22 protein-coding genes and 1 tRNA gene are annotated in these 22295 nt (G+C 71.2%); 11 read left to right on the forward strand and 12 right to left on the reverse strand.

Going from position 1 to position 22295, the window contains the following annotated elements; all coding sequences use genetic code 11:
* Window positions 1-22: 22 nt before the first annotated feature.
* Window positions 23-1825 (reverse strand): methionine--tRNA ligase, encoded by a 1803-nt coding sequence (metG, locus tag KBX34_RS17180; RefSeq protein ID WP_099856996.1) that lies wholly within the window; start codon window positions 1823-1825, stop codon window positions 23-25.
* 581 nt (window positions 1826-2406) lie between these two features.
* On the opposite strand from metG, the gene KBX34_RS17185 reads away from it, so the two are divergent.
* Window positions 2407-3138 (forward strand): hypothetical protein, encoded by a 732-nt coding sequence (locus KBX34_RS17185; protein ID WP_210925801.1) that lies wholly within the window; start codon window positions 2407-2409, stop codon window positions 3136-3138.
* Between the two features lie 41 nt (window positions 3139-3179).
* Here KBX34_RS17185 and rsmI read toward each other — a convergent pair whose 3' ends face one another.
* Window positions 3180-4028, reverse strand: coding sequence for a 16S rRNA (cytidine(1402)-2'-O)-methyltransferase (gene rsmI / locus KBX34_RS17190; protein ID WP_088951415.1), 849 nt, complete (start codon window positions 4026-4028; stop codon window positions 3180-3182).
* Window positions 4029-4160: 132 nt separating this feature from the next.
* Between rsmI and KBX34_RS17195 the strand changes: the two genes are divergently transcribed.
* From KBX34_RS17195 to KBX34_RS17205, 3 genes are all read left to right on the forward strand, one after another.
* The gene (locus tag KBX34_RS17195) at window positions 4161-5822 is read left to right on the forward strand and encodes a dolichyl-phosphate-mannose--protein mannosyltransferase (protein WP_247668341.1); all 1662 of its coding nucleotides are present in this window, start codon (window positions 4161-4163) and stop codon (window positions 5820-5822) included.
* Window positions 5823-6241: 419 nt separating this feature from the next.
* The gene (locus KBX34_RS17200; RefSeq protein WP_210925803.1) at window positions 6242-7525 is read left to right on the forward strand and encodes a VWA domain-containing protein; all 1284 of its coding nucleotides are present in this window, start codon (window positions 6242-6244) and stop codon (window positions 7523-7525) included.
* Complete coding sequence (locus KBX34_RS17205; RefSeq protein WP_210795029.1) at window positions 7525-8307, forward strand: peptidase; 783 nt, start codon at window positions 7525-7527, stop codon at window positions 8305-8307. Before KBX34_RS17200 ends, KBX34_RS17205 begins: the two co-directional genes overlap by 1 nt.
* Before the next feature lie 45 nt (window positions 8308-8352).
* On the opposite strand, the gene KBX34_RS17210 is transcribed toward KBX34_RS17205, so the two are convergent.
* Entirely contained in the window at window positions 8353-8622 is a 270-nt protein-coding gene (locus KBX34_RS17210; RefSeq protein WP_088951411.1) for a hypothetical protein, read from the reverse strand.
* A 202-nt stretch (window positions 8623-8824) separates the two neighbouring features.
* On the opposite strand from KBX34_RS17210, the gene KBX34_RS17215 reads away from it, so the two are divergent.
* Window positions 8825-9481 (forward strand): 4'-phosphopantetheinyl transferase, encoded by a 657-nt coding sequence (locus KBX34_RS17215; protein ID WP_210925805.1) that lies wholly within the window; start codon window positions 8825-8827, stop codon window positions 9479-9481.
* Between the two features lie 148 nt (window positions 9482-9629).
* Window positions 9630-10517, forward strand: coding sequence for a DUF4352 domain-containing protein (locus tag KBX34_RS17220; RefSeq protein WP_210925807.1), 888 nt, complete (start codon window positions 9630-9632; stop codon window positions 10515-10517).
* 63 nt (window positions 10518-10580) lie between these two features.
* On the opposite strand, the gene KBX34_RS17225 is transcribed toward KBX34_RS17220, so the two are convergent.
* From KBX34_RS17225 to KBX34_RS17235, 3 genes are all read right to left on the reverse strand, one after another.
* Window positions 10581-11054 (reverse strand): hypothetical protein, encoded by a 474-nt coding sequence (locus KBX34_RS17225; RefSeq protein WP_210925809.1) that lies wholly within the window; start codon window positions 11052-11054, stop codon window positions 10581-10583.
* 84 nt (window positions 11055-11138) lie between these two features.
* Window positions 11139-12419: a ferritin-like domain-containing protein gene (locus KBX34_RS17230; protein ID WP_210925811.1), complete on the reverse strand. Its 1281-nt coding sequence runs from the start codon at window positions 12417-12419 to the stop codon at window positions 11139-11141.
* 32 nt (window positions 12420-12451) lie between these two features.
* Complete coding sequence (locus tag KBX34_RS17235) at window positions 12452-13537, reverse strand: Gfo/Idh/MocA family protein (RefSeq protein WP_210925813.1); 1086 nt, start codon at window positions 13535-13537, stop codon at window positions 12452-12454.
* Between the two features lie 69 nt (window positions 13538-13606).
* Here KBX34_RS17235 and KBX34_RS17240 point away from each other — a divergent pair, with 69 nt between their 5' ends.
* The 3 genes from KBX34_RS17240 to KBX34_RS17250 all read left to right on the forward strand — a co-directional run bounded on the left by KBX34_RS17240 (window position 13607) and on the right by KBX34_RS17250 (window position 15997).
* Window positions 13607-14341, forward strand: a complete 735-nt coding sequence (locus KBX34_RS17240; protein ID WP_210925815.1) for a hypothetical protein — start codon at window positions 13607-13609, stop codon at window positions 14339-14341.
* Window positions 14342-14387: 46 nt separating this feature from the next.
* The gene (locus KBX34_RS17245; RefSeq protein ID WP_210925817.1) at window positions 14388-14990 is read left to right on the forward strand and encodes a hypothetical protein; all 603 of its coding nucleotides are present in this window, start codon (window positions 14388-14390) and stop codon (window positions 14988-14990) included.
* A gap of 134 nt (window positions 14991-15124) precedes the next feature.
* Window positions 15125-15997 carry a hypothetical protein gene (locus KBX34_RS17250; protein WP_210925819.1) on the forward strand — a complete coding sequence of 291 codons (873 nt, stop codon included), beginning with the start codon at window positions 15125-15127 and terminating at the stop codon, window positions 15995-15997.
* 118 nt (window positions 15998-16115) lie between these two features.
* On the opposite strand, the gene KBX34_RS17255 is transcribed toward KBX34_RS17250, so the two are convergent.
* Window positions 16116-16328: a hypothetical protein gene (locus tag KBX34_RS17255; protein WP_210925821.1), complete on the reverse strand. Its 213-nt coding sequence runs from the start codon at window positions 16326-16328 to the stop codon at window positions 16116-16118.
* A 169-nt stretch (window positions 16329-16497) separates the two neighbouring features.
* Here KBX34_RS17255 and KBX34_RS17260 point away from each other — a divergent pair, with 169 nt between their 5' ends.
* Both KBX34_RS17260 and KBX34_RS17265 read left to right on the forward strand, forming a co-directional pair.
* The gene (locus KBX34_RS17260) at window positions 16498-17412 is read left to right on the forward strand and encodes a protease inhibitor I9 family protein (protein ID WP_210925823.1); all 915 of its coding nucleotides are present in this window, start codon (window positions 16498-16500) and stop codon (window positions 17410-17412) included.
* Between the two features lie 103 nt (window positions 17413-17515).
* Window positions 17516-17794, forward strand: coding sequence for a tyrosine-type recombinase/integrase (locus tag KBX34_RS17265; protein WP_307871419.1), 279 nt, complete (start codon window positions 17516-17518; stop codon window positions 17792-17794).
* Between the two features lie 62 nt (window positions 17795-17856).
* Here the strand turns inward: KBX34_RS17265 and KBX34_RS17270 are convergent.
* The 5 genes from KBX34_RS17270 to KBX34_RS17290 form a co-directional block, all read right to left on the reverse strand.
* Window positions 17857-17933 (reverse strand) — tRNA-Ala (locus KBX34_RS17270).
* 362 nt (window positions 17934-18295) lie between these two features.
* Window positions 18296-19078, reverse strand: a complete 783-nt coding sequence (locus KBX34_RS17275; RefSeq protein WP_185755188.1) for a hypothetical protein — start codon at window positions 19076-19078, stop codon at window positions 18296-18298.
* A 177-nt stretch (window positions 19079-19255) separates the two neighbouring features.
* The gene (locus tag KBX34_RS17280; protein ID WP_099850333.1) at window positions 19256-19906 is read right to left on the reverse strand and encodes a GNAT family N-acetyltransferase; all 651 of its coding nucleotides are present in this window, start codon (window positions 19904-19906) and stop codon (window positions 19256-19258) included.
* Between the two features lie 109 nt (window positions 19907-20015).
* Entirely contained in the window at window positions 20016-21329 is a 1314-nt protein-coding gene (glp, locus tag KBX34_RS17285) for a gephyrin-like molybdotransferase Glp (RefSeq protein WP_210795046.1), read from the reverse strand.
* Complete coding sequence (locus tag KBX34_RS17290) at window positions 21326-22288, reverse strand: UTP--glucose-1-phosphate uridylyltransferase (RefSeq protein ID WP_088951398.1); 963 nt, start codon at window positions 22286-22288, stop codon at window positions 21326-21328. The genes glp and KBX34_RS17290 overlap by 4 nt, the downstream gene beginning before the upstream one ends.
* Window positions 22289-22295: the final 7 nt, after the last annotated feature.

The following is a 22295-nucleotide window of genomic DNA, read 5'->3' on the forward strand; positions in this document are numbered from 1 at the left end:
TGCCGCCGGGGGCGTCGTGCGTTCAGTCGGCCAGTCGGGCCAGCTCCTCGTCGACGATCGACGGGTCGAGCTTGCGGAACACCGGCTTCGGCGCCGCCAGCGGCCGGCCCGCCTCGATCGACACCGACTCCCAGCGCGCGCCGACCGTGTAGTCCCCGGTGAGCACCGGGTACGACGGCCCGCCGTCCAGGTCGTCGACCTGCTCGATGACGGGCATCGGGGCGTGCACACCGGTGCCGCCGAGCAGCTCGTGCACCTGCTGAGCCGAGTGCGGCAGGAACGGGGTGAGCAGCGTGTTCGCGTCGCTGATCACCTGGAGGGCGACGTGCAGGATGGTGCCCATCCGGGGCTTGTCCGCCTCGCCCTTGAGCTTCCACGGGGCCTGCTCGGAGAGGTATCTGTTGGCCTCGGCGACCACCCTCATGGCCTCACCGATGGCCTGCTTCTGCCGGTGCCGGCCGATCAGGTCGCCCACTGTGGCGAAGCCGGCCCGAGAGGTCGCGAGCAGCGCCTCGTCGGCCTCGGTGAGCCCGGCCGGGTCGACCGGCGGGATCTCGCCGAAGTTCTTCGCCGCCATCGAGACGCACCGGTTGACCAGGTTGCCCCAGCCGGCGACCAGCTCGTCGTTGTTGCGGCGCAGGAACTCGGCCCAGGTGAAGTCGGTGTCGTTGCTCTCCGGGCCGGCGGCGGCGATGAAGTATCGCAGCGCGTCGGCGTCGTAGCGCTCCAGGAAGTCACGAACGTAGATGACCACCTTGCGCGACGAGGAGAACTTGCGCCCCTCCATGGTCAGGTATTCGCTCGACACCACCTCGGTGGGCAGGTTGAGCCGACCCAGCTCGCCCGGCGCACCGTCGCGGGAGCCCTCGCCGGAGTATCCGGAGAGCAGCGCCGGCCAGATGACCGAGTGGAAGACGATGTTGTCCTTGCCCATGAAGTAGTAGGACTGGGAGTCCTTACCGGCACCGTCGGCGGACCAGTACTGCCGCCACGCCTCCGGGTCGCCGGAGCGGCGGGCCCACTCGATCGAGGCGGACAGGTAGCCGATCACCGCGTCGAACCAGACGTAGATCCGCTTGTCCGGCCGGTCCCGCCAGCCGTCCAGCGGGATCGGAACGCCCCACTCCAGGTCACGGGTGATCGCCCGGGGCTGGAGGTCGTCGAGCAGGTTGCGGGAGAACCGCAGCACGTTGGGCCGCCACCCCTCCCGGGTGTCCAGCCACTGCCGCAGCACCTCGGCCAGCGCGGGCAGGTCCAGGAAGAAGTGTTCGGTCTCGACGAACTTCGGGGTCTCCCCGTTGATCCGTGACTTCGGGTCGATCAGGTCGATCGGGTCGAGCTGGTTGCCGCAGTTGTCGCACTGGTCGCCCCGGGCGCTGTCGTACCCGCAGATCGGGCAGGTGCCCTCGATGTAACGGTCGGGCAGGGTGCGGCCGGTGGACGGGGAGATCGCGCCCATGGTGGTCTTCGGCACGATGTAGCCGTTGCGGTACATCCCCTCGAACAACTCCTGCACCACCGCGTAGTGGTTGCGGGTGGTGGTGCGGGTGAACAGGTCGTAGGAGAGACCCAGGCCGTGCAGGTCCTCGACGATCACCCTGTTGTACCGGTCGGCCAGCTCGCGCGGGGTCACCCCGTCGGCGTCGGCCTGCACCTGGATCGGGGTGCCGTGCTCGTCGGTGCCGGAGACCATGAGCACGTCGTGGCCGGCCATCCGCATGTACCGGGCGAAGACGTCGGAGGGAACGCCGAAACCGGAGACGTGGCCGATGTGGCGGGGGCCGTTGGCGTACGGCCAGGCCACTGCCGCGAGAACGTGACTCATGAGCAGCAAGCCTAGTGACCCGCCAGGGGCGACCGCGAACCAATGGGGGGTGCCGGGCCGGCGGACCGGCCGGACCACCTCCACCATTGGTCCGATTTGTCGCCGACACGCGGTCGAGCTGCCCGTTCCGCCTCCCGGACCGGTGTGCAATGAACGTCGTGACTGGCAGACGAGCGGCACGGGACCACGAGGACCCTCGCACCGGCCCGACGGTCGGCGACGACCCTGGCCCCGACCCCGCCTCGACTCGGAGTGCCGGGGTAGCACCCCAGCCCCGGTTGGTGCCCGGAGCCGACGCGGGTTCCGCGTCGCGCCCCAGTCCCAGCCCGCGACCGAGCCCCGCCCCGCGGCCCGGGGCCGACCGGCCCGAGGAGCAGCAGGCCAGGCCGTCGGGGCAGGCGGTCACATCGGGGCGGGAGGAGGCTGCGGAGCGCACCGCCACCCCGGCCCGGCCCACGCCGGGCGCGCCGGTACCCACGCCGGCCCGGCCGACCCCGGCGGCACCCGCACCGAGCCCGGCCCGACCCGGCTCACCAGGCCCCCCGGTCGGCTCGGCACCCGCCGCCACGGAGGCCGTCGAGATGGAACCCACCACCGGCGCGCCGGTGGACGCGGTGCCGCGTCGAGTGCCCGTCCGCCAGCAGAGCCGCCTGCAACGGGAGGGCCGGTCCGACGGTGACACGCCGGACGACGTCGCTGCCTTCTGGGCACCGATCGAGGAGGTGCACTGGGACGGCACCCCGGTGCGGGAGGACCCGGCGCCGTCGGGGGACCGCGGCTTCCGCCCGGTGGGCCGCCGGGCACCCAGCCGTACGGCCCCACCGCCCGATCCGCTGCCCGGGCTGGCCGCGCTGGTGACGCTGAGCCTGGTGGCGGCCTTCTTCGCCTGGGTCAGCGCCGGCCCGTTCTGGCTCGCCGTCGGGCACGCACGGGTGGGCACCGTGGTGCTCGACGGCTGCACCGGTGACGGGCTCACCCAACGGTGTCGGGGGACGTTCACGGCCGACGACGGGCGGTTCATCGCGCACGGCGTACGGGTCAGCGGCGTACCCGCCGGGGAGAACGCGAGCGGTACACCGGTGCCGGCACGGATGACGGGCCCGGACGCCGGCACCGCGTACGCGGACACCGGCGGGGGCCGGCACCTGCTCTGGCTGCCCGGTCTGCTGGTGGTGCTGGCCTGCACGGCCGGCATCGTCCGGTGGACCGGGTCGGCGCGGCTGCCCGGCCGTCGGCACCGCCGCTGGGCCGTGACGGCGGCCGTCGCCGGCCCCGTGCTGATCACCGTCGGCTTCCTGGCCTTCGCCTGGTGAGCGCGTCGCCCGGTGAACCCCGGCACGGCCGGGCGCCCGGGTCAGCTGTGCACGATGGTGTAGACGTCGCGCCGGCGCAGCGCGTACTCGGTGGCGACGTCGGTGATGGCGTCCCGGCGGGACCGGCCGGCGGCCTCCCGCTCGGCGACGGCCGCGCGCAGGGTGTCGTCGTCGGGGCGTTCCGGGGCGATCACCGGCGCACCGGCCACCACCAGAGTGATCTCGCCGCGCGGGTCTCCCTCGGCGGCCCACCGGGCCAGCTCGCCGAGGGGACGGCGGAGCACCTCCTCGTAGGTCTTGGTGAGCTCCCGGCAGAGTGCGGCTGGCCGGTCCGCGCCGAACGTGTCGGCAAGGTCGGTGAGAGCCGCACCGATCCGGTGCGGGGCCTCGAAGAAGACCAGCGTGCGTTCCTCGGCGGCGAGCGCGCGCAGGCGGGTTCGCCGGGCGCCGGGGGTGCGGGGCAGGAAGCCCTCGAAGCAGAACCGGTCACAGGGCAACCCGGAGACCGCCAGCGCGGTGGTGACCGCGCTGGGCCCGGGGGCGACGGTGACCGGCGCCCCGACGTCCAGTGCGGCCCGGACCAGCCGGTAGCCGGGGTCGGAGACGCTCGGCATCCCCCCGTCGGTGACCAGTGCCACCACGTACCCGCTCAGGATGACCTCGACCAGCTCGGGGGTGCGCCGCTCTTCGTTGCCCTCGAAGTAGGAGACGATCCGGCCGCCGACCGTGATGTCGAGGTCGCGGGCCAGCCGCGTCAGCCGGCGAGTGTCCTCGGCCGCGACCACGTCGGCGGTGCTCAGCACCTCCCGGAGCCGGGCCGAGGCGTCGGCGGGGTTGCCGAGCGGGGCACCGAGCAGGATCAGGCGCCCAGCTTCGGACTTTTCACCCACGAATTCGTCTCCTTCATCGACAGCGAATACCGGTATCAGGGACGACGGGCGCCACAGGACACCTTGGCAGCCTACGATCGCCGGGTGACGAGTGCGTCGACAGCGCAGAGCCCGAGCGCCGAGCCTGCCAAGATGGTCGAGGTGACGGGCGAGCCCAGCCCCAACCAGGAGCCGGCGGCACCGAGTGCCGGTGGCGGTGGCGTGTCCGCCGCGCTCCGGCGAAGGTTCGCCACCGTCGACAGCCAGGTGGACCGGTTCTCCTGGCTGGCCACGGCGGTGGTGGTGGCCATCGCGGCGATCCTGCGTTTCGTCGGGCTGTCCAGCATCAAGACCAAGATCTTCGACGAGACCTACTACGCCAAGGACGGCTACGGGCTGATCTCCCGCGGCGTCGAGTGGAACTACAAGGACAACGTCCCGTCGTACGTCGTGCACCCGCCGCTGGGCAAGTGGCTCATCGGCCTCGGCGAGTGGGCCTTCGGCTACCAGGACGCGGATTCGAAGGTCTCCGTACCCGGGCACCTGATGACCACCACGCCGGAGTTCGGCTGGCGGTTCTCGGCGGCCGTGATCGGCACCCTGTCGGTGTTGCTGCTGGTCCGCATCGGTCGGCGGATGTTCCGCTCGACGGTGCTCGGCTGCGCGGCCGGCCTGCTGCTCGCCCTGGACGGTTTCCACCTGGTGCTGTCCCGCACTGCGCTGCTCGACATCTTCCTGCTCTTCTTCGTGTTGGCCGCGTTCGGCGCGTTGGTGCTCGATCGGGACGCCCGCCGCAGGCGCTGGGCGCGGGCCCTGGACGACGGGCTCGACCCGAGCCAACCGGGCCGTGCCGGCCGGCCGCCGACCGGTTGGCGCACCTGGCCGTGGTGGCGGCTGGCAGCCGGGGTGTTGATCGGCTGCGCCTGCGCGGTCAAGTGGAGCGCTCTGTACTTCGTACCGGTCTTCGCGCTGCTGGTGATCCTCTGGGAGGTCGGCGGCCGCCGCTCGGCGGGGGTCCGCCGGCCCTGGCGGGACACAGTGCTCGACGAGCTGCCCTGGTTGGTCCTCGCCGGTGTGCTCATGCTGGCCACCTATGTCGCCACCTGGTCGGGCTGGCTGCTCACCGACGACGGCTACTACCGGCTCGCGTCGGCCTACCCGAGCGCCCCGCTCAGCGACCGCCCGGTGATCGGGCCGCTGATCAACCTCTTCGAATACCACCGGGCGGCGTACGGCTTCCACGCCCAGCTCGACGACGCGCACAAATACCAGTCGTGGCCGTGGCAGTGGCTGCTGCTCGGCCGGCCGGTGGCGTTCCACTGGTCCGGTGACGGCGCCTGCGGCGCACCGACCTGCGCCTCCGAGATCCTGCTGCTCGGCACCCCACTGCTCTGGTGGTCGTTCCTGCCCGCCCTGGCGGCGCTGGCCTGGCTGGGTCTGGCCCGCCGCGACTGGCGGGCCGGCGCGATCCTGCTGACCGTGGCGGCCGGGCTGCTGCCCTGGTTCTGGTTCGCCCTCGACGGCCGCACGATGTTCTCGTTCTACGCCGCGCCGGCGCTGCCGTTCCTGGTGCTTGCCGTGGTGTACGTGCTCGGCGCGCTGATCGCGCCCGCCGGGGGTGACGTGGGTGAGGTGGCGCCGCTGGTGCCCGGCGACCCGAGCTACGAACGTCGACTGGTGGGCAGCATCGCGGCCGGGGCGTATGTGCTGCTGGTGGGGCTCTGCTTCGCGTACTTCTATCCGATCTTCGTCGGCAAGGTGATTCCGTACTCGGACTGGCTGTCCCGGATGTGGCTCGACGGTCGGTGGATATAAGCACCGACAGGCGACGCGCCGCACAGCGCGACGAAGAAGGGCCCGCACGCCGAAGCGTGCGGGCCCTTCTGTGACCCTGCGGGCACTGCGACCGTGCGGGCACTGTGACCGTGCGGGGCCTTTCGACAAAGACGCGCGCCCCGATCGCCTGCCACGGGGGAAGCGGGCGATTGGGGCGCGCATGAAGAGCTTAACCACCGCGCACCACCGGCACAACGGGTCAACTTGGGTCAGATTTCCGACGGATGGTGGCCGGGCCGACTCGTACCCGCCTGCAGTTGACCGAGGGTGACCTGGCGTGGACCCAGAGCGCGGAAAAGCAAGGTCGGAGGTGGTCATCGACCTGGCCGGAGGCACCGGGGTCCGATCCACGCCCACCCAGACGATCATCCAAAGTGGATCTCACTACACTGCGGGCCGTGATCAACTTCAGACGATCGACGGCGGTCCTTCTCGGGCTGCTGGCGACCACCGCACTGGCCGGGCCCGCCCCGGCGCAGGCCGACGACGAGCCGGTGCCCGAGCCGCCCCGGGTCGAGCTGGTGCTCGACGTCAGTGGCTCGATGCGCGCCGCCGACATCGACGGGCGCAGCCGGATCTCCGTTGCCCAGCAGGCCTTCAACGAGGTCGTCGACGCGCTGCCGGCGGAGACCCAGCTCGGCATCCGGGTGCTCGGCGCGACCTACCGCGGCAAGGACAAGAAGGTCGGCTGCCAGGACACTCAGCAGATCGTGCCGGTCGGCCCGGTGGACCGGTCCGCGGCCAAAGCTGCCGTGGCGACGCTGCGGCCGACCGGGTTCACACCGGTCGGCCTCGCACTGCGCTCCGCCGCGGAGGACCTGGGCCGAGGGGCCACCACCCGACGGATCGTGCTGATCACCGACGGCGAGGACACCTGCTCCCCGCCGGACCCGTGCGAGGTGGCCCGGGAGCTGGCCGCCCAGGGCACCAGCCTGGTCGTCGACACCCTCGGTCTGGCCCCCGACGAGAAGGTCCGAAAGCAGCTGCTCTGCATCGCCAGCGCGACCGGCGGCACCTACACCGCCGCACAGAGCGCCGAGGAGCTGACCGGACGGATCAAACAGCTCGTCGAGCGGGCCGGCGACACGAACACCCCCGCCCCGACGGTGGTCGGCGGCACGAACGTCTGCGACTCGGCGCCGCTGCTCGCCCCCGGCGTCTACGCCGACCGGGAGGCCTTCTCCGAGCACCGCTACTACCGGGTGCCGGTACGCCCCGGGCAGGAGCTGCGCGCGTCGGTGAGCATGGCGCTGGACCGAGGAGTGAACCGGGACTACGGGGTCCTGCTAAGGGCCACCGCAGCGGACGGCCGGGAACTGGTTCGCGGCGCTGACGCCGGCAGCGGGCGGGCCGATGTGCTCTCCGCCGGGCTGCGCTGGTCGGCCAGCGCCGACGACGAGGATGCCGCGAAGGCCGAGGAGAGTTCCGCGCCGGTCGTCGAACCCACCACCGTCTGCCTGGTGGTGAGCAACTCGTTCGCCCCGCGCCCCGGCACTGCGGCCACCCCGGGCATGCCTGTGGAGTTGACCATCGACGTGGTCGCCGCCGCACCGGCACCGGACGGCCCGGACCTCGGTCGAGGCTGGGTGCTGCTCGCCCTGCTCACCGTCGCCGGGCTGCTCACCGGCCTGATCGCCGGGCTGCTCACGCGCTGGTGGGTCGCCACCTGGAGGGAGAACTGATGCGTACCGCCCTGTTCCGATCGCTGGCGGCGCTGCTCGCCGCCGGCGGGGCCGCGCTGCTCCCCGCCTCGGCCGTCGCCGCCCCGAGCCCCTCCCCGGGCGCCACGCCGGTGAATCGGGCCGGCACGTCGTTCCTCAGCGCCACCCCGATCGCCGCGGGGCAACCGGTACGGGTGGACGCGTCGATCGGCGACCACCTCTACTGGGCGTTCCCGGCGAAAGCCGGCCAGGTGCACGAGATCACCGCCACCGTCACCTTCCCGAAGGGGCGCAGCGGCGCCTCCACCTGGACGGTCGACGTGTTCGACGGGCTGCGCCGGCGGCAGGCGTGCACGGCCGGGGCACAGACCCCGACCGTGGACGCCAAGGCGTCGAGCGTGGCGCTGGGCTGCACGTTGCGCGAGGTACGACCGTGGGCGGAGCCCTGGTCGGCCGATCCACTGCCCGGCACGTACGTCATCAGGCTCTCCGTGATCGATCTGCCCGAGCCGGATCTGGGCGCACCGATCGACGTGGACCTGCTGGTCGGCACGGTCGCCGACCGGGGCGCCTCGGCCGACGACGGTGAGTTGGCAGCGCCGCTGGTGCCGAACACCAAGGCGGGCACGGTGCTCAACGCCGTACCCGTGGCGGACCCGGAAGCTGGCGACGACGGTGACTCGCTGGCGGACTGGTTGCCGAATCTCGGCTCGCGGTGGGTCTGGACCGCCATCGGCGGCGTGCTCGCCGCGGTGGCCGGCGTCGTCGGCTTCGCGGTGACCAGGCGGCCCCGGCGTCGCTGAACCGCCCCGCTGGTGGCCCTGCCCGAAGGTGGGGCCACCAGCGGCTCAACCCCGGCGGGAGCCGCGTGGCAACCAGCCGATGAACCGACTCTGGAGCGACATCACCGGCGCGGCGCGCAGATCCTCCGTGGCGGCGGCGAGACAGGAACCCAGATAGACGCTGAGCATCGCGCGGTCACTCCCGTACTCCGCCAGCAGCCGACTGCGCTTCGTCGCGCACGGCCACTCGTCGCCGCAGGAGCCGCAGCTCCAGCAGGGGGTCTTCGGGGCATGATCGTCCACCCGCACCCCCGACCGTTCCGCACCATCGGTCATCGCACGTCCTTCCAGATGTCCACGGGACTGGTGGCTGCCCTGCCCGACCAGTTCTTGATGGTGGTCCCCCCGGAGCCATCAGGGAGGGCGCGCTGCACGTCCCTCCGGTGTTACATCTTTGCGGTACCTTCTCCCGTCGTGGGAGTCGGAAATCTGACGGTTGACAGGAGCCGCTGCTCCCACCGACCAGTAGGCTGCCGCGATGCGTGACCTGCTGCCGTCGACAGTCGCCGTGGCCGTGGCCGGGCCGGACGACTGGGTCGGCGAACTGCTCCCCGCCGAGCAGGCGTGCCTCAGCGAGCGGGCCGTGCAGACCCGTCGGCGGGACTTCGCCGCTGGGAGGGCCTGCGCCCGTCGGGCCATGACCGGTCTCGGCCTGCCACCGACCGCCGTGCCGGCCGCCCCCGACCGCGCGCCCGTCTGGCCGGCCGGGGTGGTCGGCACCATCACCCACACCACCGGCTACTGCGCCGCCGCGGCGGCGCTCACCACCGATGTCCGATCCGTCGGAATGGACGCCGAGCAGCACCACGAGGTCGATCCGGGAGTACGCAGAATGGTGCTGCTGCCCGAGGAGGAGGCCCTCTGCGCACGGCTGCCCGGCGACATCTCCTGGCCGGTCGTCCTGTTCAGCGCCAAGGAGACCGTCTACAAGGTGTGGTACCCGGTGGTCGGGACGTGGCTCGGCTTCCGTGATGCCCAGCTCGACGTCGACCCGGACGCCGGCACGTTCACGGCCCGCATCGCACCGGCCCGGGTGGACGCTGCGGCGGTCGAGGCTCCGCCGAAAACCATCGTCGGCCGGTTCGTGGTCGCCGGCGGGCTGGTCCGCACCGCCGCAGTGCTCCCACTGGGCTGATTCCCGGACACCGTCCAGGCTGACCGGATAGAAGCGAGGGTCGCCGCCGACGGTGGGACGGAATCCGGCGCGGCGACCGGGCGATCGGCCACGCACGGTAGCGTCGGCGGGTTCCCGAACCGCACGTACCGAGGCGTCAAGGAGTACGGTGACCCACCCCCAGCCCCCCGCCGGGCCGCAGGACCCCCAGCACCCGAACCCGGAGCCACCGACGCAGCCGTCCCCCGCGACACAGCCGCAGTCCACTGTCGAGTCGACGGGTTCGCAGACACCACTGCCGCCCAGCCCGTGGTCCGCGGCGGGGAGCGCGTCGCAGCCGCCGTTCTCGGGCACCGCGTACCCGACGGCCGGCGGTGGGTACGTCGGCGCTGGCGGAGGTCACCCGGCAATCGGCGGGCCGGGTCATCCACTCCTCGCACCACCGGCGGCGCCGACGCAGGGCTCCAAGAGGACAGTCGTGGCCGTCGCCATCACCGCGGCCGTCCTCACCCTCCTCAGCTGCGCCGGCGCCATCGTGGCGGTCGTCATCGGCGCCAACCGGGCCGCGGACAAGGTGACCGAGGCACGCCCCACCCCCGCGGTGACCCGGGGCACCGCGCAGCCGTCGGCCAAAGCCCCCTCGTCGACGGCCAGCGGCGACACTCGCAACATGGCACCCGGAGACACCCTGGTCATCGATGGTGACGGCGGCACCATCGAGATCACCGTGACGAAGTTCAGCACCGCCACCAAGCCGTGCGCTCCCTACGGCCTCAAGCCCGACGAGGGCATGTACGTGATCGCCGACGTGACACTGACCGTCACCAAGGGCACCGCTTCGGCGAACCCGCTCTTCTTCGAGTGGGTGGCCGCCGACGGCACCGAGGCCAACGCGATCGCCGGGGCCTTCTCCGGATGCGGCAAACCGATGCCCCCCGCCGACGATCTGACCGCCGGCACCAGGCGCACCGGCAGCGTGGTGTTCGACGTACCCGACACGTCGGGGGTGCTGGAGTACCAGCACAGGTTCGAGACCGCCGGCTCCTGGAAGCCGTGACGCGCTGACACGACGTGAGGCCGGCCCCTACGGGCCGGCCTCACGCTGTCGCGAGTCGGTGGGTCAGCAGCCGGTCCAGCGCGCCGGCCCGGCGCTACCGACGATGGTCCCGTTGTCCGTGATCCCACTCGGCTGGGCGTCGACCGGGGCGTCGAGCACCTCGACCGTGCCCGGACGGGCAGCCGGCCAGCGCAACCCGACATACTCCCCGTCGACGATGTCCGAGCCGTAGCCGACGATGTCACCGGCATCGTTGATGGCGGAGACGACGATGCCGGTGGACGGCAGCACCGGCAACTGCTCGAGCTTGCCGTCGCGGTAGATCCACGGCTGGCCGATGCCGGTGCCCGGCGCCGAACCGTTGCCGATCACGACGCCGCCGGCGTTGATGTCGACCGGCTCAGCCATGGCCGGCACCTCGACTTCGGTGACCCGCTGCCCGTCCCAGAACAGCAGCAGGTACTGGTTGTCGATCTCGGCACGCCGAAGGGCGGTGCCCGCGACGTAGCCCGAGCGCGTCCGGACGGTGACTGACACCGGTTGCACAGCTGAATGGGCTTCACGGTTGGGCACTGTCGCCGAAGCGACAAAGTGGAGCTGCCGGACCTGTCGCCGGCGTCGTCAGTAGGCGTAGCGAGCGAGAAGGTACACGCGGAGCTGCCTGCCGTCGCGCACCACCACCACGTCTCCGGTCACGACGTCCCCCTCGCGTCGGTAGACCTGGTAAGACGGCGCGTCGAAGCGCCACCCGATCGTGCCCGGAATGGCCGCGGCGGGAAGCGGGAAACCGGGATCGGTCGGTGCCATCGTCGATGGCTCTGCCGGTACGGCGGCCCAGCCGTCAAGGATCCGGTCCAGGCATCCCTGGGACGTGGTGAAGTGCAGGTACAGCTGGCCCATCGGTCCGGTCATGTCCTCGGCGTTGCTGTACCGGAGGCCGTCCACGTCACACGGCAGGCTGACCTCGTAGTGCGGCAGTATGTCGTCCTCGAAGTCGCCCCGGGTCACACCGAACAGCCCGTCCGGGTGCCGATAGGGCCTCGGACCCCAGAAGTGCGCGGGCGGGTAGAGCGCCACCGCCAATCCGGCGATCACCAGCAGGATCGTGCCCCAACGCCAGAGCCGCGTCCTGGTTCTCCGAACCGTCGAAGCCATCTCGGGCTGCTCGGCCTCGGTCGTGGGGGTGGTCAGGCGAACCTCTCGGCGAGGAACGAACAGCACCTCCCGTACGACCGGCCGGAACAGCGTCGCGGTATCGGCGATGAACCGGAGCCGGCCGACACCGAGCAGACGCAGCGCGGCGCCGTGCCCGTAAGCGACCACGACGACGGCGCCGAGCAGCAACGCCCACCACCCTGCGGCCAACGCCGCCCGTACCGGTCGGCTGCGCCCGTCCCATGCCTCGCGTAACCGCTCGGTGTGGAACGGCACGTGCCTCTGCTCGTCGGTCAGGATGCGGGCGCCCACGTCCGTGAGCAGCGGATCGGCCGTACCGTCACGAACGGATCGGTAGTAGCGCAACGCGACCACCTCGGCGACCATCAGCGTCATCAGTTCCAGCCGCAACCCCAGGGCGCGCCGAATCGCCACGAAGACCCGGTCGGTCCAGTGGCCGTCAATGACATCCCCGCCCGTGCTGAGCAGCAGTTGCTTGAGGAGACGGGCGTGGTTCTGCTCCTCGGCGACGAACAGTCGCACCGCCGCCAGGTAGCTCGGATCACCAGCACTGGCGCTCTTCCGGATAAGGTTCGCGCCGTCGCCGTCCTCACCGGCCTGGAATCTCTGCAGGCTGCGAATGAGTGCTCGCGACAGTGGACTCCCCTCGTCCCACGGTGGATCCGGCTCCTCTCGGCGACGCTCGGCGTTCTCGGTGAACTCGCGTACCCAGGTCTCGAATCCCATGTCGTTTCCCCCGTTCTTCCACAATCGTGGAGCTACCGCCCCCACGCCTCGGCGTCGGTGACGACCGGCCGGCCGGCGCGTACGGATTCTTCGATGGCGAGGCTGATCAGGTGGTCCTGGCAGGCTTCGGCGAGGGGATACGGGGCCGGGCCCTCCTCCCGCGCCCACGCACCGGTGCGGGCCACGATGTCGGCCACCGCGATGTCGTCGTCGGACATCCCACTGCCGACGAACGGGTTGCGATAGACCACGTCGCCGTCGAAGCTGATGTGCTTCAGGTCGAGCCCTTCGAGGTTGAGGTCGAGACCGGTCTGGCGTCGGCTCAGCGACGACTCCACCGGCGTGGTGGGGTCGACCAGGCGGACGACCCGGTCATCCACCAGCTCACCGCGCGTACCCCGCACCACCAACCGGCGGGTCCGCAGCGGGTTCCACCACTGGTTGTCGGTGAAGTCGTACAAACCCATCCGCCCGCCGAAGTCGATTGTCGCGAGAGTCGTGGAGAGCTGCTGCGGGGTGTCGTCACCGCTCCAGCCAGCCGGCGACAGCGGGTTGGCCAGCGGCGCGACGAAGGCGCGCGCGCTGACCTCGGCGCTCTCGTGACCAACCCCGAGCAGGCCACGGATCAGCGACACCGCGTGGTACAGGTGGGTGGAGGAGATCTGCACCGACGTCGGCTCGCCGAGCACCCCGGCACGGACCACCGCCAGGCGGGCCGCGTGTCCCGGCATCAGCAGGTACTGCTCGGCGACCTGCACCAGACCGCTGCCGCCGACGTCCGCCCACAGTGAGCGCAGCCCGGGCAGGTCGGGGGCGGGCGGCGTCTCGGCGAGCACCGGCACGCCGGCCGCGACCAACTCGCGGGTCACGTCGGGAGTCACCGGCCAGGGCACCGACACGATGACGAAGTCCGGTCGCTCGTGGGCCAGCAGGTCGGCCGCCGTGCGGAAGGTCGGCACGCCCCACTCGGCCGCCACCTCGGCACCACGCGATTCGGTACGCGTCACCACCCCGGTAACCCGCATCCGCTCGGGCAGCAGTCGAGCCAGTCGCAGGAAGAACTCACCCCGCCAGCCACTGCCGACGATGCCGAACCGGGTCTGGGCCACCGAAGTCATCTGGGCTCCTCACGTAGAGGTCCGGATGCTAACCGTTCCGGGGCCACCTTCTTCGCTACGGTTGTGCTGATGACCATCGACCCGTTGCGCGCCGCACCCGTGCTGGTGCCCGATGCGGGACCGCCCCTGGATTACTACCTCGTCCTACCTCGACCCGACGGCCGCGTACCGATGGCCACTGTGGAGGGCATCCTCGTCGAGGAGTTCACCCGCCACCACGACTTCAGCACGACGGGGCTGGACAGCGCAGGCTGGACGCCGGAGGTCGGCTGGTGGAGCTCCGCCGCGCTGTGCCGCGCCATGCGCACCGACCCCGAGCTGCTGTCGCGGGTGGTCCCCGCCTCCCGCTGGGAGGCCGAGGAGGCCTACCGCTCGCTCGGTGGTGGGCGACTGCCGGACGAGTCGCTGCTCCGTACGCACTTTCTCGACCATCACCCGATCGCCAGCGCTCCACCGCTGCGGCTCGGCCCCGCACACCCGCCGGCCGGCTTCCACGAGCGGCGGGTGTACCGCGTCCTCTTCGCCAAGGATCTCCACGCCGAGCAGCTGAGGAGCCTGCGGACAGCCTGGCGGACACCGGCGGGCGGCACGAGCGCGTCCGCCGCGAGCGGTCGTCTCGACACGGGTGCGGACCAGATCACCTGGGAACTGCGGCGGGCCGGCCATCACCTCGCCTGGTGTCTCGACGTGACCGTCCTGCTGACCACCGATGCGGCCGAGGCTGTGGGCGTGACTCTGAGCGACCTGACCAACGTCCTACGACAGCACGGCTTGATACCCGTGACGACCGAACGCTTCTCCTAGCGTGGGCCACCGACCACCGGACTGCCCGACAAGACTGGAGGCTCGGATGTCAGTCGATCTTGAGGCAACACTGGCCAGACCCATCTCGCTCGCCGAGATGGTGACCGCCGCGCAGGCCACCCTGGCCGAGCTGCTCGGCCTGGACACGACGCCTGAGCTGAGCGTGTTCACCGACCGACGTTACGAGCAGGGACGCCGCGTCGCTTCCGGCCGCCGCCTCGACGAGGCCGAACTGCGGTCGACCACCATCGGCGACCCGTTGGAACGCGAGCCCAACGGAATGCCGGCCTCGATCCACCTTGAGATCGGTGTCTCGGGCTTCGCGGACGGTGCCTGGCTCCTGGTCATCGACCACGAGACCGAGACCGGCGGTGTCCCGGAGGCCGTCTTCAGCCCCTACCGCACGTGTGTGAGTGTCGTGGTAGCGCTGGCCATGGCACTTGCCGTCGCCGACCTCACCGGCGGCGAGTTCACCGACGACCAGATCCAGCTGCTGCGGCCAGGCCACACCCACCCGCGCCATATCGTCACGGCGACTCGACTACCACGGGAGTCGGGGGACTTTGCCCAGAGGTGCGAGCGCTACCTTCGCCAGTTCGCGCATCTCGGCGGGTGGCCGCGCGATGTGTCAATGGAGCGCAGGGCCTGATACCGGTGACGACGCCCAGGACGGCCGCCACCGGGACCATCCAGGCCGCCACGAGCAACAGCTTCCGCAGGTCACCGAGCCGACAGTAGGGGTGGCCGACCACCTGCCGATCCGAGGGGACCCGGGAGCAGCGGATGCTCACGTACGATCCGTTTCCGCGTGTTCCGGCAGGGGGGACGGAAGCTGTGCAGACCGACGAACGGCCCGCCAAGAGCAATGGCAGCGAGGATCACGTCGGCCGTCACCGGAGGGTCGTTGGCACGGCGGTGGGCGTCACCGTCGCCCTCGCGCTCGTTGGCGGCATCCTCCTCAGCCGCCGCGTGCCCGACCAGGCCACGACCCAATCCCCGGCCGCGAACACGGCGCCGGCCGCAGCGCCGCCAGTGACGTCGGCCATCGGCTGGAATGCGGCGCTGGTCGCCCGCAACGACACCACCATCACCGTGTACGCCAGCCTCGCCGACATGCGCTGCAAGGATGTCGTGCAACCACAGGCCACGGTCACCGAGCAGACGGACACCCAGGTCGTCGTCGCGGTCAACGGTCGCATCATCGACGCCAACGACTGCTCGACCAGCGGCATCCGGATGCCCCTCGTCGTGTCGCTTCAGAAGCCCCTCGGCGATCGGGTCCTCCGCGACGCCGCCAGTGCTCTGCCACCACCGACCTTCTCCGAACGCGAGCTGCCGGACCTGGCCTCCGACAAAAGGTGGAGTCCACATTCGAGTCACTGCGATGAGGGCTTGTGTCAGGGCTACAACGGCCCGAACGGCTCGACGCTGTTCACGGGTGCGGGCCGCACGGTCGGAGGGGAATCATCGGCAGCCGTCGGCACCGTCTCCATCGGCTCACGCGAGGGCACCATCACCGGCAGGCCGGAACTCTCCTGGCAGGTGCGGTGGGAGGTCGGGGACGTGACCTACTCGCTGAGGCTGACGCCCACCGAGGGCGGGACTTTCAGCCTGAAGGAGTTCCGGGCAGAACTCGCCAGGCTGAGGTGGACCTGACCTGGCGAGCTGGATGGCCCCGACCCGCCGACCGTTGCCACACAAGATCGGAAAAGGCCGTCTCCGATTAGCGGAAACGGCCTTTGACCTGGTTGACCAACTTCCCTGGACAGCACACCTAGGCGGTGAACCACCCCGCGGCCGGGACACGGCGGTAATCCGGCCGGCTCGCCCACACCTGGCTCCACGCCCGCTCCTGCGTCGAGTCGAGAGGTCCGTGCCGGGCGGCGTCAGCGTGTTCGCGCAGCAAACGGTGCAGCCCTGACGCCGCCTCGACGTCCCCTGCGCTGATCTCGTGCAGGCCCTCACGGTCCGCGACAGGGGCGCGCATCGCGGCATGAGGGCGCCTGCGTGGCATGATCACGTCATCGGCTAAGTCCGTGCGGCAGACCGCTGAAAAATTCGCTCGAAATCCGCCGTTATGGGCTTCCTGATGAAGCGGAGCGGTCGGTGACCACCACCGCCAACCGGTCGAAATGGGGTTCACAGGGGAGGCACTGATGACGGAGTGGCCGGATCCGACGGTGTATCTGCCGTACATCGTGGAGATCGAGCAGGAAGATGGCGAGGTTCGGTCGTACCCGGCCCATTTCGTGACGATGACACCGGACTTCGTCTTCGTCCGTGATCCGGCTGGCGGGTCGGCGAGTCTTCCGACGCGCTCGGTGCGTTCGATCAGGGTCGCGGTGCAGGATCTGCCGGCAGACCATGACTCGTTGCGGGCCGAATATCCCAACGCCTATCAGCCCTGGCACCCGTTGGACGAATTGAGCCTCGAAGACATGCACAAGTCGAGGGGGACGTTCGCGTACGCGCAGCTGCGCCGCCGCCCTCCGGCGCATCTCGTCATCAAGGCGCGCGAGCGGGGCTACGACCCCACCGCCATGCTGAACGCCATCGAGAACGAGTCAGAACCCGAGCCGCACTCGTTGGAGGCGCTATATGCGAGGCGCTCCGCTGGGAACGACTACCTCGTCATCGTCAAGCCGGGAACCGATCCCTATCAAATACTCAGTCGGCACCAGCTTTCGCCCAACAACTTGTACCGCATCGGCGCCTCTTGGGGATTCGGCGCCAGGCTGACCGGCCTGCAGTTGGAACAGTCGCCGAGGGCCGGGGTTCCGGCACTTTCCGAAGACTCCGACATCGATCGCGTCGAGCCCGACCCCGAACGGCTTGCACCGCATTTCCGTGCTCCTCAGGAACGACGCGTCGATGGTGAGTACATAGTCCTCGTTCGTTGCAGCGGTGATCCGCTCACCGTCGCCGCGCGAGCCGGGGTCTCCCCGAGCAGAGTGTTCGACTTCATCAACAGCTTCTCCGCTGACATGACTGACGCTCAGGTTCGAACTCTGCGCCGGGACCCCGACGTGGTGGAGATCGAGGACAATGCGACTGTCGAACTGGACGACTGATCGTGCGGCTGGGCTGATGTCTGACTCCGCCACGATGATGGGCGGAGTGCGCTTGCAGCCGACGATGCGCTGTTCTCGGCATGTGAGTGCGCCTAGGCGCTCAGTGTCACCCTCGCGGCGGACCTGGCGCGACGCGGCCGGTTGGCCCGATGAGGGCACCTTCCACTCTCTGCGGCACTACTTCGCCACCCGCCTGATCACCTCGGGTGCCGATCCCACCGACGTGCAGAACGCGCTGCGGCACTCCAGCCTGCGGATCACGCTGGAAACCTACGTCCACTGGTGGCCGAAGAAGGACCCCCGCCGCAACATCATCAGCGGGGCTCTGCGCGACGCGAGCGCCAAACGAAAACGAGGCCCGAAGGCCTCGAATTCTCGCTGATTTGTGCCGGATCTGTGCCCGCCGATCTTGGTCGGCGGGTTTCCCCAGGTAGTACGTCGTGCTGGTGGAGCTGAGGGGATTTGAACCCCTGACCCCCTCGATGCGAACGAGGTGCGCTACCAGTCTGCGCCACAGCCCCCCACCGGCGAGCCGGCTTCGGTCCCACCCGGCTTACACCGGGCGGGCCGGCAGCAAGGCTAACAGGTCGTCGGTCCTCACCGCGAATCCGCCCCCGGCGCGGCGCTCCGACCCTCCGGCTTGATCCACTCGCCTTCCCGAAAATCGGGGCATCCGGGACGCCACGACACCCCGACTTCCAGAAACCCGAGTCGATCAAGCCGGGAGCACGACCGAACCAGGCCGAGTCGGGCCAGGCCACGCCAGGCCACGCCAGGCCACGCCAGGCCACGCCAGGCCACGCCAGGCCGCGCCCGACCACGCCAGGCCACGCCCGACGAGGCCAGGCCACGCGCGGCCAGACCACGCCCGGCCGTCGCCGGATCAGGCGCCGCGGCCGGCCTCGTAGGGGCGTCCGCGTAGGCCGCCCGAGCGCCGGTACGAGACCGACCCGCCGTTGACTGCCGCCGGCAGGTCTCCCGGGCGGTCCAGGCCCATCGCGGCTCGGCGTACCCCCTCGCGTTGGGCGGCCAGGCGGCGTTGCGCCTCCCGGCGGGCCGCTGCCCGGCGGGCCTGTTCCCGGCGCACCTCGGCCTGCCGGGCGGCCAACCAGGCCGCCTCGCGGGCCCGGGCGCGGCGGCGACGACGCCCAGCGAGGGCCTGACCGCGCAGGTGGACGACGTACGTGGCCAGGAGCAGGAAGGTGACCGAGAAGCCGATCCAGAAGCCGGGGCTGACGAACAGCACGCCGACCAGCTCGACGACGTTGAGGAGCAGCAGCGCGGCGAGCACCCGCCTGCGCCGGTACACGGCGGGGGTGTGCTGTCGGCGCGGCGGCGGGCGGCGGCGGGACCGCTTGGGTGCGGGTGGCACGGCGCGCAGCCGACCGGAGCGGCGGGCGGCCGGGGGCGCGGAGACCGGCGCACCCAACACCCCCGTAGTCGCGTTCTCACTGAGGGTGACGACCAGCGAGCGCGGTGGGTGGACGGGTTGCCGTCCGGGCACAGTGCGGCGCCGTCGGCGGCGCTGGAGCACCCGCGCCGTCGACTGCGCCCGCTCCGCCACCAGCCGCTCGGTGGCGTCGTACCGGCGGACCAGCGCCGGGGCCAGGGCGAGCAGGCCGGCGGCGGCGAGGACGGCGAGGAGCACCGAGGTCGGCACCCTCACCCCTCCCGTCACCGAATTCGTCGCAACCGCCACCGAACCGCAGGATCTTCCACCGATCGCGCCTTGGTGCGTGGATCGTCCGGCCGGGGAGCGCTTGCCGCAGCTTGCAGTTACTTGAGGTTACGGCGCGCCGACCGGGATGCCACCGCGCCGCGCCGATCCCGCCCGTGGGACGACTCAGCGGGCGTCGGCGCGTACCCGGTGCCAGCGGGCCAACAGGCCGCCCTCGGCGGCGATCTCCTCGCTCGTCATCGCGTATCCGATGTGGTCACGCCAAGCGCCGTCGATGTGCATGTAGCGCACGTGGTACGACTCCTCGCGGAAGCCCAGTTTCTCCACCACCCGCCGGGACGGCCGGTTCTCCGGACGGATGTTGACCTCCACCCGGTGCAGACCGCCCGGGCCGAACGCGTGGTCCACGGCGAGCGCGAGCGCCGTCGGGATCACACCTCGGCCGGCGACCCGGGCGTCCACCCAGTAACCGACGTAGCCGGAGCAGAGCGCCCGCCGCACGATGCTGCCGACGTTGATGTGCCCGACCAGCCGGTCCCGGTCGGCCTCGCGCAGACAGACCGCGAACGGCATTCCCTCACCCTCACGGGCGGAACGACGCTGGTCACGGTGCACCCAGCGGAACGCGGCCGGCGAGTTGAGGTCGTCCCAGGCGCCGGGCAGCGATGATTCCCAGGGTGCCAACCAGGCCCGGTTGGCCCGCCGTATCTCCGACCATGCCGCCGCGTCGGAGCGCCGGTAGGGCCGAAGCAACACCGGGCCGTCCGCCAACTCCACCGGCCAGCCCGGTGCCCGCGGGGGTCCGAAGAGACTCACCCGCACAGTCTCCCGCGCGGGACCGTGTCGCGCGCAAGTGGACCCACCGCGTGGACCCGATGACCGCGCGGCGCCCGAGTGGCCAGCCGGCGGATCGACCGGGTCACCGTCACCGGCGGCGGTCCAACAGCAGGACGTCCACCGTGGAACCGGCGGCGGCCGTGGTGACCCGCTCGCCGAGCACCAGCAGGCCATTCGCCTCGGCCAGCCCGGAGAGCGTGAACGGCCCACCGCTGAGAGGCTGGACCGTGTATCCACCGCCGCGTCGCTCGGCGACGTGCGCCGGCCGGAACTCGCGCAGCCCCGTCGGCGACGACACAGTCTCCAGCAGGTGCGCCCGCACGCTGGGTCGGAACACCGGCTCGGCGCCGGCGAGCAGTTGGATGGCGGGGCGGGCCAGCACCTCGAAACCGATCAGCGCGGCGCCCGGGTCGCCGGGCAGGCAGACCACCGGCACCTCCTCGGCGCCGACGGTGCCGAACCCGAGCGCGGTGCCGGGATAGAGCGCCACGTCGGTGAACGTGACCGGCCCGGCCCGGCCGCCCTCGCGGCGGGACAGGATCCGGCGCACCATGTCTCCGGGGCCGGTGCCGGTGCCCCCGGTGGTGATGATCAGGTCGGCGCGCAGGGTCTGGTCCTCCAGCAGCCCGCGCAGCCCCTCCGGGTCGTCGTCGCAGATCCCCACCCGGTACGCCAGTGCGCCCACCTCGGCCGCGGCGGCGGTCAACGCGTGCGAGTTCGCGTCCACCACCTGCCCGGGCTGACTGCCCCGACCCACGTCTACCAGTTCGTCGCCGGTGGCCACGATGACCACCCGTGGGCTGGGCCGGACCACCACGTGCCCGATGCCGGTGGCGGCGAAGACAGCGACCAGGGCCGGCGAGACGTACGTGCCGGCGCGGGCGAGCAGAGTGCCGACGGGTAGTTCCTCACCAGCTCGGCGTACCCCGTACCCCCGTTTGGGGGTGCGGAAGATCTCCACAGCGGCCATGCCCTGGTCGGTCCACTCCACCGGAACCACCACGTCCGCAGCGACCGGCAGCGGCGCTCCGGCGGCCACCGAGAAGCACGAACCCGGGGTGAGCCGGACCGGCCGCCAGCTCGCGGCACCCAGATCGCCCACCACGTTGAGCCGGATGGTCCGGCCGCCGGGCGTGCCGGAGGGGGCCGGGACGTAGCTCGGGCCCCGACCCCCTCCGGAAATGTCCTCCCAGCGGGCCGCGTAGCCGTCCACGGCAGCCTGATCGAAGGCCGGGAAGGCGTGCGGCGCGACGACGTCCTCGGCGAGGACGTTGCCGTGCGCCTGGGTGAGTTCGAGGTCGAGTGGCGGCAGCGCGCGTAACCTGCGCAGCACGCTGCCCAGGTAGTCGGCGAGCGGCGTCAACTCGTTCGCGGCCGCCTCGGCGTCGGCCGTCGCGGTCATGTACCAGATCCGCCCGCCGCGTCGGCCTTGACGAAGTCGGCCAGCCACGAGCGGAACTCGCTGCCCAGGTCCTCGCGCTCGGCGGCGATCTGCACCACCGTCTGCAGGTAGCCCAGCGGCATGCCGGTGTCGTAGCGCGTGCCCCGGTAGACGATCGCGTGCACCGGGGTGCCCTCGGTGCGCAGCAACTCCATCGCGTCGGTCAGCTGGATCTCGCCGCCGCTGCCCGGCTTGGTCCGCCGGATCGCGTCGAAGATCTTGCCCGGCAACACGTAGCGGCCGAGCACCGCGAGGTTGCTGGGCGCGTCCTCCGGCTGCGGCTTCTCCACCATCCCGGTCACCTTGACGACCTCACCGATGTCGGTCAGCTCCGACTCGGCGGGTTCGACGGAGGCGATGCCGTACCGCTTGGTCTCGGCCGGGTCGACCTCGAAGAAGGCGAGCACCACACCGCCCGTGCGGGCCTGAAGCTCCAGCATCGCCGGCAGCAGCGGCTCCGACGGCTTGACGAACTCGTCGCCGAGCAGCACCGCGAAGGGCTGGTCGCCGACGTGCGACTCGGCGTACCCGACGGCGTGGCCGAGCCCGAGCTGCTCGGGCTGCCGGACGGTGTAGATCTCGGCCAGCTCACTGGGGCGACGCACCGCGGCCAGCCGCTCGGTGTCACCCTTCTCCTCCAGCCTGGTCTCCAGGTCTGGGCGACGGTCGAAGTGGTCCACCATCGACGTCTTACCCCGACCGGTGATCAGCAACACGTCACCGATGCCGGCCTGGGTGGCCTCCTCGACGATGTACTGCAGAACCGGCCGATCCACCACCGGCAGCAGCTCCTTGGGCACCGCCTTGGTGGCTGGCAGGAACCGGGTGGCCAGTCCGGCGGCCGGGATGACGGCCTTGACCGCCAGGGGACGGCCAGTTGCGGCGACCGTCGATGAGGGGTTCGCTGAGTGCTCCGACATGCCGCGA

The organism is Micromonospora sp. M61 (genome assembly GCF_018070245.1).
Taxonomy (GTDB): Bacteria; Actinomycetota; Actinomycetes; order Mycobacteriales; family Micromonosporaceae; genus Micromonospora; species Micromonospora zamorensis.

Excerpts from the sequence above, each read along its gene's own strand:
- KBX34_RS17210 (WP_088951411.1), bottom strand. The coding sequence starts at position 8,622 with ATGACCGATGGTGCGGAACGGTCGGGGGTGCGGGTGGACGATCATGCC.
- KBX34_RS17250 (WP_210925819.1), top strand. The coding sequence starts at position 15,125 with ATGCTCACGTACGATCCGTTTCCGCGTGTTCCGGCAGGGGGGACGGAA.
- KBX34_RS17230 (WP_210925811.1), bottom strand. The coding sequence starts at position 12,419 with ATGGGATTCGAGACCTGGGTACGCGAGTTCACCGAGAACGCCGAGCGT.
- KBX34_RS17260 (WP_210925823.1), top strand. The coding sequence starts at position 16,498 with ATGACGGAGTGGCCGGATCCGACGGTGTATCTGCCGTACATCGTGGAG.
- KBX34_RS17215 (WP_210925805.1), top strand. The coding sequence starts at position 8,825 with ATGCGTGACCTGCTGCCGTCGACAGTCGCCGTGGCCGTGGCCGGGCCG.
- KBX34_RS17185 (WP_210925801.1), top strand. The coding sequence starts at position 2,407 with ATGGAACCCACCACCGGCGCGCCGGTGGACGCGGTGCCGCGTCGAGTG.
- KBX34_RS17255 (WP_210925821.1), bottom strand. The coding sequence starts at position 16,328 with ATGCGCGCCCCTGTCGCGGACCGTGAGGGCCTGCACGAGATCAGCGCA.
- KBX34_RS17205 (WP_210795029.1), top strand. The coding sequence starts at position 7,525 with ATGCGTACCGCCCTGTTCCGATCGCTGGCGGCGCTGCTCGCCGCCGGC.
- KBX34_RS17235 (WP_210925813.1), bottom strand. The coding sequence starts at position 13,537 with ATGACTTCGGTGGCCCAGACCCGGTTCGGCATCGTCGGCAGTGGCTGG.
- KBX34_RS17290 (WP_088951398.1), bottom strand. The coding sequence starts at position 22,288 with ATGTCGGAGCACTCAGCGAACCCCTCATCGACGGTCGCCGCAACTGGC.
- metG (WP_099856996.1), bottom strand. The coding sequence starts at position 1,825 with ATGAGTCACGTTCTCGCGGCAGTGGCCTGGCCGTACGCCAACGGCCCC.
- glp (WP_210795046.1), bottom strand. The coding sequence starts at position 21,329 with ATGACCGCGACGGCCGACGCCGAGGCGGCCGCGAACGAGTTGACGCCG.
- KBX34_RS17245 (WP_210925817.1), top strand. The coding sequence starts at position 14,388 with ATGTCAGTCGATCTTGAGGCAACACTGGCCAGACCCATCTCGCTCGCC.
- KBX34_RS17195 (WP_247668341.1), top strand. The coding sequence starts at position 4,161 with ATGGTCGAGGTGACGGGCGAGCCCAGCCCCAACCAGGAGCCGGCGGCA.
- KBX34_RS17240 (WP_210925815.1), top strand. The coding sequence starts at position 13,607 with ATGACCATCGACCCGTTGCGCGCCGCACCCGTGCTGGTGCCCGATGCG.